The organism is Bacillus sp. FJAT-28004 (assembly GCF_001280845.1).
Taxonomy (GTDB): Bacteria; Bacillota; Bacilli; order Paenibacillales; family Paenibacillaceae; genus Pristimantibacillus.
This window is the reverse complement of sequence record NZ_LGHP01000001.1, coordinates 2525491-2544761: the sequence shown is the minus strand read 5'-3', so window position 1 is coordinate 2544761 and position 19271 is coordinate 2525491. Positions and strand designations below refer to the sequence as shown.

Sequence of the window (19271 nt, the reverse complement as noted above, 5' to 3'; positions counted from 1 at the left end):
AGGAAAGAATGGTCAGCGACCTCAGCAACACATATCCTTCAACAAAAACACGTACCTCTGATCCGAAAAGCATCAACGGTACGTGTTTTTTATTTTTTCTGCTATTCATTAATATAAGTAGTTACTCGGTTCTGAATCAGCTCAGCAACAGCTTCAGCGGTTTTTTGCCCTGTGAAGTAAGCCTTGGCTTCCTCAGCAATAATCGATTGTACCTTATTCATTAAGGTGATCGGCAGGCTTGCTTCAGTGATCATCGTCTTGATGGCTTGCAAATCCTGTTCTGATACTTTGACGTTCCCGCCCTTCGGAACATTGATCATTCCATTTTTAGCTTCAATCATGATTGATTTAAACATTTTTTCATTAACAGATTTATTGATGGAGAACTCATTTTGTTGAGAAGTATTTTGCATTTCCTCTGACATTAGAAATTTTATGAAATCCCAAGCTGTCCCTTTGATTTCTGAATTGGAATTCAAAGCAATATTTTTAATCCCGCCAAATGCAACTCCGGATTTTTGCTCAGCTGCATGCGGTTTCTGATAAACCTTGGTGTTTGTGTAGTACAACCCAAGGCGGGCAAGGTAATCTTGTGGGGAATATATTTCAGAAAGAATGAAATGACTAGGTACGCTTTCAGCGGATAAGATTTTATCGTTGTACAGGCTATTCACTTGTTTAAGCAGATCAATAAAGAATGCTGATTCAAAATTCGCCTTTTTCTTTTCACCATACATCAATTGGGCATAGTTGTCAGAGATCAAAGAGTTCAGCATATTTTCAGGGGATAACATTCCTAAAGAATAGTTGGTGTCTCCAGTAGCAGCAAGTTGTTTTCCTATATCTGCAAATTGACTCCATGTCCAATTTTTATCATCGATGTTGACGCCAGCATTCGCAATGCCATCCGCATCTCCAAATAACATTTGCAAATAAAAGGAGATTGGCAGGACATATAGGCCGTCATTCATTTTTGAATTTTCGAGAATGTTCATATGATAAAGGCTTTGGTCAAAATTTGTATCTTTTTTTATAAATTCATCCAAATTAATGAACGCTTTTTTGCTAACGTACCGATCTATCGGTAGGACGACTGTGTCCAGAGAAAATAAATCCGCGCCCTTACCTGATAAAATTTCAGTAGTGGTCGTTTTAATGTATTTTTCCACATCTGCAGAGCTCATTACGCCTCCACTTGTAGCAAATTCATTAAATTGAATCGTTATATTTGGATGTTGCGCTTCATATTTCTGCTTCGCCTCTTTATAGAAATCATTTAATCCAAGGACGGAAACAACAATGGTCTTCTTATCATCCTTATTATCATCCGCTATGCTGGAATGCTCTTCGATAGGACGATTCGTATTAACGGGAATTACGTTATTTACATGATTGCTGTTTTTTGTTTCACTGCCACTGCATGCTGTCAAACTCACAGCGAAAACCAAACTCATGAGTATACTTATCCACTTTTTCATTGCTAAAAATCACTCCTAATCATGTTTATTGAATTTTTTATCTCAGTCTAACCCTGCTGCCATCTTGCAGCGGTTCACTGCTTTCTATAATGATTAACTGACCGGGATAAGCACCCGTAAGAGCAATCGCTGCATCATCATTGGCATCGCCTACTCCAATGGTAACTTGGCGAGCATGATATGTGTTTCCGAGCGGACCTTTCTTTTCTTCTATAATAAAAATATATTTATGGGATCCCTCACCGTGAATAGCTTTTGTAGGCAGAAGCACTCCTTCTCCAACCGTAGAAGTCTTGCTCAGCTTCACACTAGCCTGTTCTCCACCCTGTAATGCTGTATTTTGCATCAAAATTAGGACTCGTTTCAAGTCGTTTCGTTTAGGCGAGTTACTCTCTCCTCCACCATCGTCAGGCGCAGCTGAATGAACGGTCTCGACATTTTCAATCGCTGTCACGTGACCTTCCAGCGATTTGCCTATTCCCTTGCTCTTGACCTCAACTTCAAGTTTGGAGCCGATATCGAGCTGGCCTGCAAATGTTTCTGGAATATCCAAGCTCAATTGATAACCTCGACTTGCATTAGATATAATTATATCTAGCCCTGCACTCCCAGATGGGAGCCCTTTTACAGCACCTACTTGAGTAATAACTCCGTTGAACGGAGCCGCGATCTGCTTAAGGGTTTCCAACTCCTCTTTCATATTTTGCAGTTTTCGTTCCTGTACGCCCATTTCCAGACGCGCGATCTCCATATCTCGTTTTGTTACACGAATCCTACCTTCATCTCCGCTTTGCTGAGCTTCAATGTATTGATCCTGTAATCCCTCCATCAATAATTGCTGGCGAGTGAGATTATCTTGCTCATCTTGTTTACGATGTTCAGCCTCTCGATTATTATAGGTGACGAGGGTTTGTCCCTTTGTAACGCGATCACCGACCTTTATCTTTACATCCTTCACAATCCAGCCTGCTTGGTTGGTTATTTCTACTTCGCTGAGCGGCTGCAGCACACCGGTTCCGTCGTAACTTTGTATAAGCGGATCCATGCTGCCTTCTTCTGCCCAAACCTGAGGCAGGTTCATCGTGAGCAGCGTATTGCTGTAAAGTGTAAAGATAAGTAGTGCAGCTATAAAGAGAATAATGACGAGCCTAATCCTTTTCTTGGGATGAGTTTTAGATTGTTCAACGCTACGTTCATCCATGGGGTTTTATCACCTCCTTTGTGTCGGTTAGACGTACTAACCCTTAATACCAGACATTTGAACGCCTTCAATAAAATAAGACTCTGCATACAAAAATAAAAGGAGCATGGGTGTCATATAAAGCATGGATGCGGCAAATCCGATACCTCGCGCTTCCTCTTGGATGCGTGATAGGTAGAGGGATAACGGCTGTTTGAAAACATCATCCAAGAAAATCAGTGGCTGCTCTACCATATTCCAATAATCTACAAAGAGCAGTACAACTAGCGCTGCTAGTCCAGGTTTTATTAATGGAACGATAATTCGATAAAAAATTGTAATATGTCCTGCCCCATCCATGATCGCAGCTTCAATAAAGGCATAAGGGATCGATAACATAAACTGCCTAAGCATAAAGACGCCAAAAGCAGCAAAAACACCGGGCAACACAATGGCACTTGCGCTGTTCAAGAGACCAAGCCGATCCGCAATAATATAGTTCGGGACGAGCGTCACTTGAAATGGCATAAGCATAACCATTACATAGATGAAGAACAGTGGTTCGCGCCCTCGAAACCGTAGTTTTGCAAAAGCATAAGCCGCAAGAGATCCGACTACGACCTGCCCAATAATGATGGGTACCACCATGAAAGCAGAGTTCCAAAACATATTTAAATAATTTGGTGTTTCCAAGAGAATCTTTTCATACTGCTCGTAAGACACCCAATCGGGAATCAGCTTTAAAGTTACAAATGGATTCTTCTCAACCCAATTTTGATCAGTCATTTGGCGAATGAGATAATAATGATGTCCGATCTCATTTTCTGTCATAAGTGAATTTGTAAATGTCATAAAAACAGGGAATATCATACATGCCGCAATAACCATCAGGAAAACAGTTAACAACCATTTATTAATCAATGATGACTTTTTCATCTTTTTCACCATCACTCCATAAAACGTCTGAATTGTCGTTCTAGCGTAAACATCCCTAAAACGAGAATCAGCATAAAGCCCACCATTATTGTTGAGGCTGCCGTCAGTTTCTGGACATCAAGCGAGAAAAACATATTATTCATATAATGCTGCAGCATATAAATGCTATCATGTGGATAATCCCCCGCGATTAAATAGGTTTCACGAAAAATTTTGAATGAGTTAATGATCGACATGAGGACAACGAAAAACATGGTCGGTATTAAATAAACAAGGGTAATGCTGACTAACTTCCGAAAGGGACCTGCTCCTTCTAAATCAGCAGTTTCGTAGTAGTCTCTCGGGATACTCTGCAGTCCGGCCAGAAATAATAGGATATTGTATCCAATGTTTTTCCATAAACTAATAACGGATATTACCCCTCTTGCCCACTCTGATTTCATCCAATCCATTCGCTCAAGCCCAAAACTGTGCAACCAACTATTGATCACTCCATTCCAATCAAAAAAAATTTGCCACATCATGACTACAGACGCGACGGGTACGACGAGTGGCAGAATATAAGCGGTTCGCAGCCACTTGCGGAAATAAACATTTTGATTCAAAAACAGTGCCAGCAGCAGAGACGTAACAATGATGAGCGGTACACTTACGCCGGTAAACAACAGAGTGTTTACTGAGGCTTTATGAAAAGAACCACTGTCAAACAAATGTTCATAATTGGTAAAGCCTACAAAGGAACCATTCATCGTCCGATCCATGAAGGAGTAACCGACACCAATAACGAATGGAATGAGATAAAAGATGGCAAAGCCAATTAAGCTTGGTGCAAGAAAACCAATCGCAATTACACTTTGCTTTCTTAAGAACGGAGGAAACTTCATTTTTAACCTCTTATCTGGTTAGTGGCGTTCATAAACACCACATTCCTTTTTAAATAATCACAATCGATGCTCCTAGGATAAATATTCAATAATACCCTCGACAATCATGTTTGCGGACTTCGTTTGGAACTCTAGTGATTGAATCCGTTGTTCATCCTCTTTATTTGAAATAAAACCTAGCTCAAGTAAAATGGCTGGGCACGTGTTTTCACGTAGTACATGATAGTCACCATAGGACACTCCTCGATCTTTTGCCCCCATGCTTTGTGTAAGTATTTGATCGTGTACCATTTCTGCTAATTGTTGATCTTCATCCTTGTTAAAATAGGTCGTTATCCCTTTTACTCTATTGGATTCAAAAGCATCGAAGTGAAGGCTAATAAAAAGATCAGCTTGATGGTCTGTTGATAATTTCACGCGTTCGGGTAAAGACAGAAATTCATCATCCTCACGCGTTAAGATGACCGTCGCACCTGTTTTCTCTAATAGCAATCGTTGTATATTTTGGGCGGTATGAAGCGTTATTTCTTTCTCATTTAATCCAGATTGCCCCGTTGCGCCTACATCCTTTCCGCCATGACCAGGATCAAGGACAATTGTTTTCCCTTCCAAAATCTTAACTTCCTTATGGATAGATTGTTTATAAACAGTCTCACCATTTTTCATGTCTGTCGCTTGTACCTTGAATAATAAGTTGTATGAAACCAATGCAGATATTGCTAAACCGGAAAAAATTATTGTTTTTTTCATAATTTTATTTCTCCTCACTTGTCTCTCGCGTTTAAGGTTGATCTCTTAATCTAGTACTAGTGTACAGATGAGAGATGAAGATAAAACGGAGTCGAAATGAAGTTTAAATAAAGATTATGACAAAAAAACCACTTTCTCTGATGTTGAAATTACACATCATGAAAGTGGTTAATGAGGTTAATTTATTAAGCTTTATTCAAATAAAAGTAAAACTGAACACCGTCGTCCGTGTTCGTCACACCGTAGGAGACACCGTGGAGCTCCAATATATTTTTGGAGATGGCGAGTCCTAAACCAGTACCACCTTTAGCACGATGACGTGCAGTATCACCGCGATAGAAACGGTCCCACACCTTGTCCATCTGTTCTAATGGGATATGAGCTCCTTTATTTTCGATACAAACCTTGATGAGCTCTTGTTCTTCTCTAACTGAAATATAAATATGTTCTTGTTCAGGTGTATACCGAATAGCATTGGTCAGGAAATTAGTGATGACTTGTTCGATACGATGCTGATTAGCCATGACTTCAATCGTTGCAAGCTCTGTATGCAAATGAAGCTGTTTATGGCTAATCTCTACAGATAACTGTTCACAAATTTGCTCAATGATCCGATCGATGCAAAACGGCTCCATCTTCATTTTATAGGTGCCTGACTCGAATTTTGCAAGCTCAAGCATATCTACGATCAAGAGATCCATCCGATCAACTTCTTTTTCCATCGCTTCGAAGTAATGTTCTTTTTTATGTGTCGCAACGCCATCCTTCAGAATCGAAATGCAGCTCTTCATCACACTAAGCGGTGTCTTTAGCTCATGGGATACTCCAGAAATAAATTCTTTCCTTGTGTTCTCTAATTGCTTTTCTTTTTCAATGTCCTTCTGCAGTTGTTCAATATAGGAATGCAGCGTTGTCGATAAGGAATTGATACTGTGAGACAAATCACCAATCTCATCATTTGATTTAATCAAGACGGTTTCCGAAAAATCCAAGCTTGCAATCTGTTTGGTCGTCTGATTAATTTGCAGCAATGGTCTTGCTATCTTTCTTGAGTAATACAAAGAAGCTAGCACAATAAGAAGAAAAACAAGAGCGATCATATATACATAATAATCTTTTAACATATTTACCGCTTCGTCAACGGGCTGCAGTGAAGCCATTGAGAAAATATAACTCGTTTCACCATCATGGTCTATGATAGGGTCAATAAACAATTTATACTTAACATCGTTTTGTGTTATATCAACAATTTGCTGTTGTTTATAGTGGTCAACATTCTCATCAAATAGTAAATCAGCTTGGAACTGCTTGATTTTTTCCATAAATAAACGGTTCGTATAAATAAAGCTGGAGGATTCATTTCCACTCGGCAAATGAACTTTGGTAATCGTACCGCTAATTGAAAGAACAGGAATTGGAGTATAATCAATTTTTTCAGCATATTTGATTTTCAAAGTGAGCTCTTGTATCTTTTCGAAAATAGTCTCGTTTGTCCTAACCTTACCGTTATTATCCAATTGCAACTGAAACGGAATGAATGCTGTATCTTTTTTAAACTCAGAAATAATAACGCGTACATCGGGTTTTAAAAAAGAATCCAACTGATTTGGGCCTGTATTCATCACTTCATCAATATTAATTATGTTATACAAAGGAACCGAAATGATTTTATTTGAAATTTCAGTATCATTTTTAGTACGATCTGTTTTTACTTCTAAATGAAAATCATTTACATTTTTCAAGTTTCCATAACGATCTAAAGTTGTAATCCACGTATTATTGTTCCGATAGAAGTCTAGCTCTAACTTCTGAATAGCCAGCATATTGCCACCGCTGTTCAAGAATTCTTTCTTATAGGTTTGAATATTCGCTTGAATATCCGCTACTTTTCTATTCGCATAGTATTGCTTAAAAAAAATCGTTTGCCCCATATAGATCGTAGCAAGGATGAACAAGCATAACAGAGTCGTCAACGTAAATATTTTAAAAACAATACTAATCCTCATAGGTCACCGTCGAACTTATAGCCCGTTCTTACGATGGTTGTAATAACTTTGGATTTATCGCCTAGCTTACTTCTTAGATTACGGATATGTGTATTCACGGTACGATCATCACCCTCGTATTCATATCCCCAAATTTTTGTGATGATCTGTTCTCTCGTAATGACAATGCCTTTATTCTGCATTAAATAGGCCAATATTTGGAATTCTGTATAGGTCAGGTATATTTTCTCATTATCTACGGTCAAGGTTCGAGAAGGCAAATGCATACAAATACCGTTAGTAGATAATGTATCCGTTTCATTATTTTTAGCAGTATCTGGTTTCTTTTCTTGACGGTACCTGCTATCTAGAAGTCGTTTGGTTCTTGCTAATAAAACTGGCGGGCTATATGGTTTTGTTACATAATCATCAGCACCTAATTCAAATCCGAGCAGCGTATCATCTTCGTCTACCCTTGCTGTTAGCATGATAATTGGAACATTAGAAGTTTTGCGGATTCGTCTGCAGACAGACCATCCATCCAGCTCAGGCAGCATAATATCAAGAATGATTAAATGAACCTCATGCTCTTGAAATAAGTGTAATGCTTCTTTCCCATCGGCTGCCTCTAACACTTTATAATTTTCACTCAACAAATAATCTTTAATGATTTCTCGTAAAATATCTTCGTCTTCCACAACTAAAATTGTATTATTCATCTGTAGTCTCCCTCCGCTAGAAATGCCATGGTGCATCGAATCATTTCATATATGTTTTCCTCATGGCTCTTTTTTTATAGAGAAATATGTTTTCCTCATATTTAATATACAGTAACATAGCCAGATGAAGATTATGTCAAGAAGAAAATACATAACGAACAAATCGAAAAGGCTGACACCAATATAAAATCGATGTCAGCCTCAAGCGAAGAAAAGTTTTTCCCATTGGATTAGCTACCCTTTAATTTTCTCGGTAAGTACACATGAAATAAAGTACCCCCATCACTTTCTGCCCATACTTGTCCTCCATGACGTTCGACTAGCGTTTTTGTGATAGCAAGTCCTAATCCCCCTCCCCCCGATTTACGGTTACGAGATTTTTCCACACGATAGAAACGCTCGAATACATGCGCTAGCTGATCAGTAGGTATTCCCATTCCGGTATCCTTGACGGTTATCTGAACACCTTTTGGATCTGCTTTCCCATAAATTGAGACCTTTCCACCTCTCGGTGTAAACTTGAGGGCATTCGATAATAAATTCGTCCATATTTGGATGAGCCGATATTCGTCAGCGTGCATAGTAATTCTAGGTATGATGCCTCTTTCCAGAATAATTCCTTTATCAGAAAATGAGGGCTCCATAAGATCTATGACTTGCTCAATAGATTTTGTTAGAAGAACATCCTTCAATGATAAATGCAGTTCTGTTGAAGTGAGTGTTTGCAGTTCCTCAAGGTCATTAACCATTTGTACTAAACGGTGAATTTCTTCTCTGCATGATTGAATGCGTTCGGGTGTAGCTTCCCAAATCCCATCTTGTATGGCTGACAAATAACTATTTAACGTCGTTAAAGGTGTTCGGAGTTCATGTGCGATGTTTTCTGTCATGGTTACCCGTAAATGCTCTTGTTGCTCAAGCTGTTCAGCCAAATGATTTATAGAGGCTGCTAATTCATCGACCTCATCTTTAGGAGATCCCCTTAGCGGTAGCCGGACATCTCTTTTTCCTCTTGCCATAACTAGCGTTATATTTTTCATGCTTACTAAAGGTGAGGATATTTTTTTGGCGATGTAAACACTCAGAAAAAGTGCAATAAGAAGTGCTCCGCCGATCGTCAGACCAATGGACTGAAGAATCGCTTGCTCTAAATGTGAATTTAATAAATCAGTCTTATCGTGGCCTTGGGTTAACTCTTCACCGTATAGCTGGAAATGGTGATGGGTAGCCGTAATCAGAGCAGCTGAAGCAATGATTAATATGGCAGTTGTGTAGAAGAAAAGAAGAATGCTTAAGCGATAGGATAGCGATTTTTTCATTTGCTTCCCCCATGAAAGCGATATCCGGCACCAAAAACCGTTTGGATGAATATTGGATTTTTAGCATCTTCCTCTATCTTTTGTCGTAAATTTTTGACATGCTGATCAATTGTACGAGTATCCCCCTCAAAGTCCATACCCATCACCATATCAATTAATTGTTCGCGAGAAAGCGTTCTTTCTGCATTTCTAGCCATTACAATTAGCAGTTTATATTCATTGGGTGTTAAATTTATCGGATTTTGATAGATATAAACCTGCTTGGCTTGACTATCGAGCACTAATCTCCCATTACCGTATTCCAAACGATCGGCTAGAAGCTCTTGATGATTTGTACGACGAAGTACAGATCGAATTCTGGCTAACAACTCATGAGGATCAAATGGTTTAACGATATAATCGTCTGCTCCAGCAGATAACCCTTGAATACGATGATGGAGTGAAGCTTTAGCAGTAAGCATAATAATGGGTACCGGATTAGAGCCGCGTATATGTTTGCACAACACCTCTCCATTCATATCTGGAAGCATCAAATCAAGAATTATTAATTCAAAAGGTTGTCTGTCTATCTCATCCAGAGCAGATTGGCCGTCACTTGCTTCATACGTATCATAACCAGCCATGTGTAGATATGCGATTATAACTTCTCTAATTTTATCTTCATCTTCGACAACTAGGATTTTACTCATGTACGCTCATTCCAATTTACTTTTTTAAGCTGTTCTATTGTTATACGATTAACAAACTTGCTGAATTTTTCTTTTCCTTTTGCATGATCTTTATAATAATAAATGAGGTTGGTAATTGTAGGTATTAATTGTTCCTCCGATAATGCTGTTAGTAAAAGCTGGGCAAAGGAAGTTTTTAATCCTTTTGGTTCCCCTCCAACAAATACGTCAAACGTATTCCTCATTTTTACGACACCAATATCTTTTAATAGCGGTTCACTTGTACCTAGCGCACAGCCAGCATAACCCACTTTCATTGGAGTTGGTGTTACAATTCCAGCGATCGCCTGATTTAATTTACGTGCTATGTCTAAGCCGGCATCCTCAGGCCACTTGCAAAAGTTGCAGGCGATTAAGCTTTTTGTCGTGAACCCTGAAGGATTAACTTCGAGGCCAGCTGCTCGTAATTTTTCGGTTATTTCATCTTCTTGATCTAATGGTATTTCCACATAAAGCTGCTTAAAAGGTGTCATCTCTATGTTTGCCTCTGAACCAATAAGCGAACCTATCGTCATTAGTTGAAGTGGTGTAAACAGGCTGCCGCCTACCTGGATGGCTGGTGAGACCGCAATTTTTATTTTTTCATTCATATTGTATCCCTCCTTTGCATCGTAACCACTTAAATATACCCCCTAAGGGTATGTTGGTCAAGAGTTATTACTATACCTAGGTAGAGTATAGAGATGAAGCTTAATGATACCCTAAATCCTATGTCGTTGATTGAACAAAAAGAGTGAGTCGATTGCTCGACTCACTCTTTTGGAATAATGATGATCAATGGCTTCACACAAGCCGCTTTCCTATGCTAGACCAGACTTGACCATATAATTTGCTTCGTACCGAGCACGGATTCAGGTACCCATGAGTAGATGGATGGCACCATGATAACGACAACCAGCTTCTCAACCGGATCTACAAAAAATCCGGTTCTTCCCGCACCTTCCAGCTGGAAAGTTCCTACTGATTCATAGGAAAGGTGATTAATCGCAAGGTCAAAACCAAGCGCATGTCCTTTGTCTTTGATTTTACCTCCCCAATGGTATGCTGGAACGTTAAAGAGATGACGACGAGTCATCAGTTCTACCGACTTTCTTCCAAGGATACGCTGACCTTCAAAGGTTCCTCCGTTCAGCAGCATCTGTCCGAATCTCCACATATCATACAGGGTGGAATAAAGTCCGCTGTCTGAACGCGGTGGCAGAAGAGAACTGTCTTCTCTCCTAATTAACCTTTCGATATCCATTTTATCTACACTGCACACCTCAGAATGAAGATTCTCAGGCACATCAAAAAAAGTCCGGTTCATCTGGAGAGGTTCTATAATGTTCTCGGTAACGTAGACCTCATATTGCTGACCAGATACTCGCGAGACGATCTCTCCAAGCAGAGCGAAACCCACTGTGGAATAATTATAAGCTTCCCCAGGCTGGCAAACGAGCGGCCCTTGCAGCACTTTACGAATCCAATTATCCATTCCATTAGCGCCCCACCACTCTCGTGGATAAGGCTCATTATAATATCCCGTCACCGGCATAATACCAGACGTATGCGTTAATAAGTGGAACAAAGTGATATCTTTATGTACAGCGTTGTCGAACTCTTCCAAAATGCTGGACACAGGCAGATCGATGTATAGCTTACCGTCCTCTATTAATTTCATGATAGCAACATTTGTGAATGACTTTGTTATGGATGACATCTTACGCAAGGAATCCGGCTGCAATTCTCCTTGATTTGTCGAGCCATGTAGTCTACCCATCGATTTCCATGCTGCAACCTTCCCTTGACGAGCAACGAGATAACTGGCGGCTTGAATTTTTTGCTGGGAAATCAGATCCAGAAAATGATTATCCAGCTTATTCAATTGACGGGAGTCCAGTCCTACCTCCTCGGGTGCTACATCCAAGTGACCCTCCGTGATTTCCCACACGCTTAGCAATTCATTCATCCGTCTCCATCCCCTTCCATATATTAGGAACAATGAATCAATTCTACACGAGCTGCTCTAATTGCGTCTATAAGTATGAACAGACTGCCTTTAAAATTATAAAAGTTTGTTCATTTGTATCAAATTCCTAGCCACATTGCTTACACCTCCCTCTGCTCAGCAAAACCCATCCTGCACATTGACCAATTAAAACTTGTTTTTGAAATCTTATCACTCAAATCCCATAAATTATCGATCATACGAACTTCGACTTTTCTACGTATGAGTTCTCCAAATAAATCATTCACAGTTATTTTATTAATGGGTATCTGTGTTTTTTCGCTTACATAGTAACCTGCACTTTTATCTGCGCCATAGAAATCATCAGAATCGAATTCATATAAATACAATGTTGTTCCTCTCATGATTTCAAACCATTTATGCTCTATCGCAACAACGTGGTTAATCGATTTTGAAGATAAATACAGCATTTTATGCTCATCTGTTGTCGTTTCATTGCAATGATAGGTTACCCTTGGACAATTACGCGGTGTTAGGAAATTCGGCAAGCACAACTCGTTTATTGCCCACACTAAACCCTTGTTCTGATCCAGATCCTTTCGCGATGGTATTCTTGGTTCAAAAAGTGTAATATTACTTTCTTCACTTACATGAAATAACCTCAATTTATCCCTTCTTTCTGATTTTGCTTTAGTTATCGGTTGGAGTCGTTAAATGTTATTGAAGTTTTGAATAGTCATAAATATCGACGACAGCTCCATGTTCAAACTCCTTTTTAAATAAAAATCCAATTATTTGTTTTGCAGTTTCTTCAGGCGAGGTAAGCAGACCAGCATTTTTAACCATTCCAAATATTTCTGCTGATGGGAATGCTTCTTTGTCTCGGTTCCTTGCTTCTTCTTGTAGATTAGTGTCAATCATTCCAGGCCAGATTGAAACAATTCCTACTGGTGCTTGAAAGTGATTTTGTTCGAGGCCTACACATTGCGAAAATACATCTAACCCTGCTTTAGCAGCCGAATACAAACTCATACCGGGATGAAGATTCTTCGCAGAAGCTGACGAGATATTTACTATTCGTTTTTCAATACTACTATTACTCGTATGCTTTATAAATGAAGAAGTCAGAATAATGGGTGCAATTAAATTCACATGAATGTTATTCGTAATATCCGTTGCTGTAGTTGAATTAATGAATGCTACAGGAGAGATCATGGATGCATTATTGATCAGGTATACTCCTTCTGTTTTAGATAGGTCGATTGCGTTAAATATTCGATCCATTACACAATCTATCTGATCAATATGATTCAAATCGAATTCAATATATTCAATATTCATACTTTTACTTATCAACTTCGTATTCTTTCCACGTGAGATACAGAACAAATAATGCTCCGGAGAAATCAATTGTTCTGCGATAGATTCTCCAATGCCTCTTGATGTTCCCGTAATTATAAAATATTTCATAGAAGAGTCCCCCCCGAATAATTGGTATGTACTTCGTTATGTATAGGCTTAAAAAGGTTATGGTTACGAGAACAGTTGGCCTCAGAACAAGTTTATCTTTTTAGATAGACAGGTCTTTGTTCATTTTATGTCTTCTCTCAGCAAGCAGCAACGCTCCACTCCGTAACCAGAGGGCAGCTACAACCACTAGTACAATCAGGGCTTTAAGTGTATAATAATGGCGTTTTTTGATTCCCTCTTCAAATGTAATATTGCCGAGCCGCTTCTCAGCGTGCTTCATAAGGGACATTTGCAGCACTGGGTCATTTGCCTTACTTCCAGTATTCAATCGAAAACCATTCGTTTGTCCCGGCTTGTTTAAACCCATTTTTACAGTCAGCGTAACATTAATTCCTAATTGCTCACAAATGTCCAGAAGTGACTGCGAGAAACCACCAAAAGGAAAAGCAAGCACATTGTTTTGAATGCCCAGCTTCTTATTAAGGATGTCATTGGCTTGCTTAAGATCGTTAGTAACACGCTGCTTATACTCTTCCTCCGTTTCCTGCCTCTGCGTGCTCTTCAGGTAAATCGGACTGGCAAGCATAGCAGTCTGCGTAGCACTCGAAGAATCCTTTTTCACATACTTATGCGAATCATAGGTATGACTGAAAAATTCAATACCGTTTCTATGCATTAGCTCAACCTGCTCCCATGTTACCTTCGGTATTCCTTTATACTCCGGATTGTCGACTGCATTGACAATAAGAAAGCTGGACGCTGGAGCTTGATATTTCTGAAGGAGCGGATAAGCAAATGTATAAAATGATTCATAGCCGTCGTCGAATGTAAGGAGCACTGCATTGTCTGGAACAGGTGACGAGTGCAGTATGAAATCTATGTATTGACTCATGGAAATCCAATGAAAGTTATTTGCTCTCATTAACTCTAATTGCTTCTCGAAATTAGCAACGGACAATGTTCCAGGATCCTGCGGCTCAGGACTGAGATCATGGTACATCAACACAAGAACGCGATCCTTATAGTAGATACCGTTTGCATCATTAGCTTCAGGTTTTAATCCATCGTATGGGGAGATCGGAGTATCCAAAATCACCATTTGGGAACTTTTAGTAAACATCTGGTTAATAAAAGGTATTTTTGAATGATATCTTTGAACTAGGAAGTAGCTGACCACAATTGCGGAGGTTACTAGCAAAAGAGATAAAAATATAAATTTAACTTTTAATAACATGTTGTCTCCTCATAAAGTAAGATTAGTTTTAGAATTGTAATAATTTTCAACATATGAGGAGATTGTACCATAATTTGGAACATAGTAGATATAAAAAAAACCGCGATATACGCGGCTTATTTGGTCACTTAAACGTTATGATGTTTCATAATATCAGTTGACGTAAACGTATCACTTCGAGATGCTGCCACTCCAAGCGCCAATGCCTCCCTGTAGATGCGATAGCTTTGAATAGCCTTTCTTTTGCAGCATGCGAGCCGCGCTCTTACTTCTCATACCACTTCTACAATAGAGATAAACGCTGCTGGTATTCGGTATTTCATCCATTCGACTTCCAAGTTGTGATAATGGAACGTTTTTTGCGCCAGGAATGAAACCGCCTTTAAACTCTGAAGGTTCTCTAACATCTACCAGAATATAATCAGATGATGATTCGATTTCCTTAAGGAACTCAGATGCTCTTAACGTTCTTAAACCCTTAGTGGGACCAAATCGTTTATAGAAAAACCACATTATTAATACGATAAAAATAATATTGATCACTGTATTAGTGTCCATTCAGCTGTGTGCCCCTCTCGATTATTGTAAAATAGATGCCCACACTTTTAGTGCTGTAAAAATGAGCAATAAAACTAGGCTATAACGTAAATATTTCACGTTTATTTTAGCGCTGATTCTAGATCCGAGCGGCGCACCGAACAAGCTGCCCAACACGACAAAAACAGTAGGCCAAATCGGAATGGATCCAGCTGACAACTTTCCGATTACACCGCCAATCGCTGAGACAAATACAATGGCAAGTGAAGATGCAATTGTCGTTCGTGTCGGTATCTTTAAGATCGTTAGCATAATTGGAATAAGAATAAAAGCTCCGCCAGCCCCTACAACTCCAGATACAATGCCAACAATGAAAGCTGAAGTAACAGCTATGAGCTTATTAAAAGTGATCATGTCTACATTTGATTGTTGTTTTACCCGGCTCGGAATTAGCATCAGCACTACTGCAATGACGGATAATATTCCGTATATAATATTAATGGCGTCTTCATTCAAAAACCGCGACCCGAATCCGCCAATCATGCTCCCAAATAATATACTGCTGCCCATATAAACAACAAGTCCTTTATGAATGACTGCTGTTTGATTGCTTTTCTTGCGGAAAGCGATAATACCAGCTAACGAAGCGAAAAACACTTGAAACATGCTGATGGATGCAACTTCCTTTGCAGTAAACTGCGCCAAGCCAAGACTGGATGGAACATATAACAAAAGGGGGAAATTTATTATGGCCCCGCCGATGCCAAGTAATCCTGAAAAAAAGGATCCGACAAAACCGAGCAGCGTCATGATGATGTAAAGGATAATGTCCATAAAAACTCTCCTTGTTTGAATACAATAAGTAAGCTATAATTAAAACCAAGTAATTTCATGTGAAATGAGGTAATTAAAAAATGAAAAGCATATTCAAAAAAATATTTGAAGATAAATGCCCGACCTGCAATGAACCATTAACATCAATCAATGAAAGCCTGTCCAGCACCAAGTATTGTGAGCAAGGACATTACAAAGAAGAAAATTATAGCTCTTTAGGTGTAAGAATTATATATGACGACTTGGAATAAGCGAACACGATCCACCGTGTTCGCTTATTTTTTGTTAAATATCGATCTCTTTTACCGGCTTTTCACGAGCAGCTCAATTGCTTCTTTCACAAGTTTATTCGTATCCCCGCCCGCGGATTGCTCTTCAATGATACATTGATGAAGGTTTTCTGCAACAATTTGCGCCATAGCTTTGTCAGCTGCATTGCGGACTGCTGATAGTTGACTCACTACGTCCTTACAAGATTGTTGTTCATCCATCAATCTCAAAACGCCACGAACCTGACCTTCGATTCTTCTTAGACGTGTTTTCATTTCATCGGTATAATGATAAGCCATTTTCTTAACCTCCCATTCCATTACGTGTACGTGTATGGGTATATTATAAACCAAAAAAGAGTATTATTTCATTGATTATATAAATAAGTTCACTTTTGCATCGGTGGCATCACCTAAGTAACCGGCTACACCAGCAAGCTGAATACCATCAATGAGCTCTTCACGCTGCAAACCAAGAAGATCCATTGTCATCGTACAAGCTACAAGCTTAACCCCTTGCTCCTGCGCTAGTTCAATTAGCTGCGGAAGTGTTAGTGCATTATGCTTTTTCATAACATGCTTAATCATTTTGGGTCCCATACCGCCAAAATTCATTTTGGATAGTCCAAGTTTTTGTGGACCTCGTGGCATCATCCAGCCAAAGGCTTTTTCAAGAAGCCCTTTTTTGGTATGGACGGCTTCATCCTTGCGCAAAGCGTTTAATCCCCAAAAGGTGAAAAATATCGTAACCTCGTGATCATAAGCTGCTGCGCCATTTGCAATAATAAAAGCGGCTATTGCTTTATCTAACTCCCCGCTGAAGAGGACTATCGTTGTTTTCTCACTTGCAGATTCCATTTATTTTTTCCTCTCCCTTATAAAACATGAGTTATACTTTTTTAACTAGAAACGCGAACACGCCATTTTCTTCCTTATGCTGCACGAGTTCATGGTTGGTTTTTCTGATCCAAGCCGTAAAATCATTAAGGGAGCCTTTATCTGTAGATAATACCTCCATTAATTGTCCAGGCTTCAATCCATCTAGCGCTTTTTTTGCCTTGACGATTGGCATAGGACATGCAAGCCCCTTCGTGTCTACGATTAAATCTGCTTTCATCATTTGTTCCTCCTTAGTTTTCGTGAACGGCACATCGGTTAGGACCGATTTCCATATCACGTTGTTCTTCTTCACTCGGTGAGAGCTTACCCATATTAGTTTGGCGTATTTCTAAATAAGCGTTCGGGTGCTGCGGTAGATTCTTGGTCACCATGCTGCGAAACTCAGCTTCATCCGATATTTGCAATCCTGGATTTTTCTTATATACATCTGACAAAACAGCTGCTACACGCCCAGCTTCACCAAGTTCCGTGAAATGGCCGAAATGAGCTGGGAGTACAACTAAATCTTGAGACAACTCAGGATAACGGTTGTATAGCGTTTGACGGAGATCGCCAACCCAGTCTTCAGCGAGTCCAGCCAAATCAGGACGACCAATTGAATCAATAAATAAAATATCCCCAGTCAGCAAATACTGATCATCTACAATAAACGATGTACTGCCGATCGTATGTCCTGGTGAATAAATGGGTTGAATTTTTATAGTCGTGTTGCCTACCGAAATATCATGACCGTTCTCAAGCTGGGCATATTCAAATGTGACTTCTGTCGCATCCTTTGGAGGCAACCAATACGTTGCTGATTGTTGGTCTGCCAGTTTACGGCCACCCGAGATATGATCCGCATGTAGATGGGTATCCATCGTATGCATAATGCGAAAACCGTTGTCTTTCGCAAATTGTTCCAACACATTTGTCATTCTGGGAGCATCAACGACAGCAGCTTCACCGTCTGAAACAATCATATAAGACAAACAGCCTTTACCCATTCTAACGAACTGATAAATTGAACCTCCTTGGCGCAAATCGCCTATTTTCACTGGTTCCAGATGCTCGCTCCACGACTTCATGCCGCCCTGCAAGTAATAAACCTGATTCCTGCCTGCTGCTAGAAGCTGCTCTCCAACAAATTTAGAAGAGCCTTCCTTTGCACATACAACAAGCACTTTTTTGTGTAATGGAATTTGATCGAGAATCTCGTCCACACCCTCAAGCAATTCAAAGTATGGAATGTTGAGGATCTCCATTCGTTCACCTTCGATTTTCCAATCCACAAAGTCACTTTCATTGCGTACATCGAGGATAAAGAGGTCTTCTTCTTTATTTAGAATAAGCTTTGCCAGCTGCCCAGCATTCATTTCGTTTAACTCATTTCCTGAAGTCATGATGTATTCCTCCTACTATTATGAATGAGTTGTATTATTGAACGTCATTCTCCGTTGGCCCTTCCCATGCGGACATGCCTGGAATGACATTGTATACAAGTTTGAATCCTTTATCTTTTAGCATCTGACAAGCGATATCGCTGCGGGTACCAGTGCGGCACACTACATGAAGTTCCTGGTCTGATTGGAGTTCACTCATTCGCTTCTCAAGCTCTCCTAATGGAATTGATTTAGCTCCCGGGATGCGGTTGAAAACATATTCTGCAGACTCACGTACATCCAGAATCATGATGCTCTCATTTGAATTAAGCTTTTTCATCAATTCCTCGTTACTGGTTGTTTTCGGATATTTATTCTCTTCTTTTGTTTCAGTCGGGTTGGATTTTCTAAGGTAATGCTTCAACACATCGCCCTGTTTCATCGTACCCAAGTATTGATGTCCTGTATTTCTACTCCACCCTTGAATGTCGGCCAAAGATCCTTTATCCGTTGCAACCACTTCGATGACTTGCCCGGCAAGGAGCTCATCCATTGCTTTTTTGGTCTTAATGATGGGCATGGGACAAGCCATTCCTTTGCAATCTATGGTTTTGTCTGCTTGAATTTGTACCATCAATTCAGGAACCTCCTTTATTTTTTCAAAAAAGATGACTTAGCCAACATACCCATGGGGGTATGTTTTAGGGTAAAAAAATGACGCATTACTTATACCCCTATG

At 39.6% G+C, this 19271-nt stretch carries 21 protein-coding genes; all 21 read right to left on the bottom strand.

What is annotated here, in order from left to right:
• Positions 1-101: 101 nt before the first annotated feature.
• Positions 102-1478: an ABC transporter substrate-binding protein gene (locus AC787_RS10900; protein ID WP_054024803.1), complete on the bottom strand. Its 1377-nt coding sequence runs from the start codon at positions 1476-1478 to the stop codon at positions 102-104.
• A gap of 37 nt (positions 1479-1515) precedes the next feature.
• Positions 1516-2679 carry an efflux RND transporter periplasmic adaptor subunit gene (locus AC787_RS10895; protein WP_054024802.1) on the bottom strand — a complete coding sequence of 388 codons (1164 nt, stop codon included), beginning with the start codon at positions 2677-2679 and terminating at the stop codon, positions 1516-1518.
• Positions 2680-2715: 36 nt separating this feature from the next.
• Positions 2716-3594 (bottom strand): carbohydrate ABC transporter permease, encoded by an 879-nt coding sequence (locus AC787_RS10890; RefSeq protein ID WP_054027022.1) that lies wholly within the window; start codon positions 3592-3594, stop codon positions 2716-2718.
• Positions 3595-3605: 11 nt separating this feature from the next.
• Positions 3606-4478, bottom strand: coding sequence for a carbohydrate ABC transporter permease (locus tag AC787_RS10885; protein WP_054024801.1), 873 nt, complete (start codon positions 4476-4478; stop codon positions 3606-3608).
• A 72-nt stretch (positions 4479-4550) separates the two neighbouring features.
• Positions 4551-5228 carry an N-acetylmuramoyl-L-alanine amidase family protein gene (locus AC787_RS10880; protein ID WP_235560950.1) on the bottom strand — a complete coding sequence of 226 codons (678 nt, stop codon included), beginning with the start codon at positions 5226-5228 and terminating at the stop codon, positions 4551-4553.
• A gap of 185 nt (positions 5229-5413) precedes the next feature.
• On the bottom strand, positions 5414-7234 hold the full coding sequence (locus tag AC787_RS10875; protein ID WP_054024800.1) for a sensor histidine kinase: 1821 nt from the start codon (positions 7232-7234) through the stop codon (positions 5414-5416).
• On the bottom strand, positions 7231-7932 hold the full coding sequence (locus AC787_RS10870) for a response regulator transcription factor (RefSeq protein WP_054024799.1): 702 nt from the start codon (positions 7930-7932) through the stop codon (positions 7231-7233). The genes AC787_RS10875 and AC787_RS10870 overlap by 4 nt, the downstream gene beginning before the upstream one ends.
• A 230-nt stretch (positions 7933-8162) precedes the next feature.
• On the bottom strand, positions 8163-9251 hold the full coding sequence (locus AC787_RS10865; RefSeq protein WP_054024798.1) for a sensor histidine kinase: 1089 nt from the start codon (positions 9249-9251) through the stop codon (positions 8163-8165).
• Complete coding sequence (locus AC787_RS10860) at positions 9248-9940, bottom strand: response regulator transcription factor (protein ID WP_054024797.1); 693 nt, start codon at positions 9938-9940, stop codon at positions 9248-9250. The genes AC787_RS10865 and AC787_RS10860 overlap by 4 nt, the downstream gene beginning before the upstream one ends.
• A complete protein-coding gene (locus AC787_RS10855; RefSeq protein WP_054024796.1) occupies positions 9937-10569 on the bottom strand; it encodes a nitrite reductase in 633 nt (210 codons plus the stop codon). The genes AC787_RS10860 and AC787_RS10855 overlap by 4 nt, the downstream gene beginning before the upstream one ends.
• A 215-nt stretch (positions 10570-10784) precedes the next feature.
• Positions 10785-11927 (bottom strand): serine hydrolase domain-containing protein, encoded by a 1143-nt coding sequence (locus AC787_RS10850; protein ID WP_054024795.1) that lies wholly within the window; start codon positions 11925-11927, stop codon positions 10785-10787.
• Between the two features lie 140 nt (positions 11928-12067).
• A complete protein-coding gene (locus tag AC787_RS10845) occupies positions 12068-12592 on the bottom strand; it encodes a DUF6886 family protein (RefSeq protein WP_054024794.1) in 525 nt (174 codons plus the stop codon).
• A gap of 52 nt (positions 12593-12644) precedes the next feature.
• Complete coding sequence (locus AC787_RS10840) at positions 12645-13397, bottom strand: (S)-benzoin forming benzil reductase (protein WP_054024793.1); 753 nt, start codon at positions 13395-13397, stop codon at positions 12645-12647.
• Positions 13398-13497: 100 nt separating this feature from the next.
• A complete protein-coding gene (locus tag AC787_RS10835; RefSeq protein ID WP_161807527.1) occupies positions 13498-14496 on the bottom strand; it encodes a polysaccharide deacetylase family protein in 999 nt (332 codons plus the stop codon).
• Between the two features lie 306 nt (positions 14497-14802).
• Positions 14803-15189 carry a rhodanese-like domain-containing protein gene (locus tag AC787_RS10830; protein WP_054024791.1) on the bottom strand — a complete coding sequence of 129 codons (387 nt, stop codon included), beginning with the start codon at positions 15187-15189 and terminating at the stop codon, positions 14803-14805.
• 21 nt (positions 15190-15210) lie between these two features.
• The gene (locus tag AC787_RS10825) at positions 15211-16002 is read right to left on the bottom strand and encodes a sulfite exporter TauE/SafE family protein (RefSeq protein WP_054024790.1); all 792 of its coding nucleotides are present in this window, start codon (positions 16000-16002) and stop codon (positions 15211-15213) included.
• A gap of 302 nt (positions 16003-16304) precedes the next feature.
• Positions 16305-16571 (bottom strand): metal-sensitive transcriptional regulator, encoded by a 267-nt coding sequence (locus tag AC787_RS10820; RefSeq protein ID WP_054024789.1) that lies wholly within the window; start codon positions 16569-16571, stop codon positions 16305-16307.
• A gap of 75 nt (positions 16572-16646) precedes the next feature.
• Positions 16647-17129, bottom strand: coding sequence for a DsrE/DsrF/DrsH-like family protein (locus tag AC787_RS10815; RefSeq protein WP_054024788.1), 483 nt, complete (start codon positions 17127-17129; stop codon positions 16647-16649).
• Positions 17130-17160: 31 nt separating this feature from the next.
• Positions 17161-17388 (bottom strand): sulfurtransferase TusA family protein, encoded by a 228-nt coding sequence (locus AC787_RS10810; RefSeq protein WP_054024787.1) that lies wholly within the window; start codon positions 17386-17388, stop codon positions 17161-17163.
• Between the two features lie 13 nt (positions 17389-17401).
• Positions 17402-18526: an MBL fold metallo-hydrolase gene (locus AC787_RS10805; protein ID WP_414730978.1), complete on the bottom strand. Its 1125-nt coding sequence runs from the start codon at positions 18524-18526 to the stop codon at positions 17402-17404.
• 61 nt (positions 18527-18587) lie between these two features.
• Positions 18588-19166 (bottom strand): sulfurtransferase TusA family protein, encoded by a 579-nt coding sequence (locus tag AC787_RS10800; RefSeq protein ID WP_054024785.1) that lies wholly within the window; start codon positions 19164-19166, stop codon positions 18588-18590.
• Between the last annotated feature and the right edge of the window lie 105 nt (positions 19167-19271).

Excerpts from the sequence above, each read along its gene's own strand:
- AC787_RS10900 (WP_054024803.1), bottom strand. The coding sequence starts at position 1,478 with ATGAAAAAGTGGATAAGTATACTCATGAGTTTGGTTTTCGCTGTGAGT.
- AC787_RS10895 (WP_054024802.1), bottom strand. The coding sequence starts at position 2,679 with ATGGATGAACGTAGCGTTGAACAATCTAAAACTCATCCCAAGAAAAGG.
- AC787_RS10890 (WP_054027022.1), bottom strand. The coding sequence starts at position 3,594 with ATGAAAAAGTCATCATTGATTAATAAATGGTTGTTAACTGTTTTCCTG.
- AC787_RS10885 (WP_054024801.1), bottom strand. The coding sequence starts at position 4,478 with ATGAAGTTTCCTCCGTTCTTAAGAAAGCAAAGTGTAATTGCGATTGGT.
- AC787_RS10880 (WP_235560950.1), bottom strand. The coding sequence starts at position 5,228 with ATGAAAAAAACAATAATTTTTTCCGGTTTAGCAATATCTGCATTGGTT.
- AC787_RS10875 (WP_054024800.1), bottom strand. The coding sequence starts at position 7,234 with ATGAGGATTAGTATTGTTTTTAAAATATTTACGTTGACGACTCTGTTA.
- AC787_RS10870 (WP_054024799.1), bottom strand. The coding sequence starts at position 7,932 with ATGAATAATACAATTTTAGTTGTGGAAGACGAAGATATTTTACGAGAA.
- AC787_RS10865 (WP_054024798.1), bottom strand. The coding sequence starts at position 9,251 with ATGAAAAAATCGCTATCCTATCGCTTAAGCATTCTTCTTTTCTTCTAC.
- AC787_RS10860 (WP_054024797.1), bottom strand. The coding sequence starts at position 9,940 with ATGAGTAAAATCCTAGTTGTCGAAGATGAAGATAAAATTAGAGAAGTT.
- AC787_RS10855 (WP_054024796.1), bottom strand. The coding sequence starts at position 10,569 with ATGAATGAAAAAATAAAAATTGCGGTCTCACCAGCCATCCAGGTAGGC.
- AC787_RS10850 (WP_054024795.1), bottom strand. The coding sequence starts at position 11,927 with ATGAATGAATTGCTAAGCGTGTGGGAAATCACGGAGGGTCACTTGGAT.
- AC787_RS10840 (WP_054024793.1), bottom strand. The coding sequence starts at position 13,397 with ATGAAATATTTTATAATTACGGGAACATCAAGAGGCATTGGAGAATCT.
- AC787_RS10835 (WP_161807527.1), bottom strand. The coding sequence starts at position 14,496 with ATGGTGATTTTGGATACTCCGATCTCCCCATACGATGGATTAAAACCT.
- AC787_RS10830 (WP_054024791.1), bottom strand. The coding sequence starts at position 15,189 with ATGGACACTAATACAGTGATCAATATTATTTTTATCGTATTAATAATG.
- AC787_RS10825 (WP_054024790.1), bottom strand. The coding sequence starts at position 16,002 with ATGGACATTATCCTTTACATCATCATGACGCTGCTCGGTTTTGTCGGA.
- AC787_RS10820 (WP_054024789.1), bottom strand. The coding sequence starts at position 16,571 with ATGGCTTATCATTATACCGATGAAATGAAAACACGTCTAAGAAGAATC.
- AC787_RS10815 (WP_054024788.1), bottom strand. The coding sequence starts at position 17,129 with ATGGAATCTGCAAGTGAGAAAACAACGATAGTCCTCTTCAGCGGGGAG.
- AC787_RS10810 (WP_054024787.1), bottom strand. The coding sequence starts at position 17,388 with ATGAAAGCAGATTTAATCGTAGACACGAAGGGGCTTGCATGTCCTATG.
- AC787_RS10805 (WP_414730978.1), bottom strand. The coding sequence starts at position 18,526 with ATGAATGCTGGGCAGCTGGCAAAGCTTATTCTAAATAAAGAAGAAGAC.
- AC787_RS10800 (WP_054024785.1), bottom strand. The coding sequence starts at position 19,166 with ATGGTACAAATTCAAGCAGACAAAACCATAGATTGCAAAGGAATGGCT.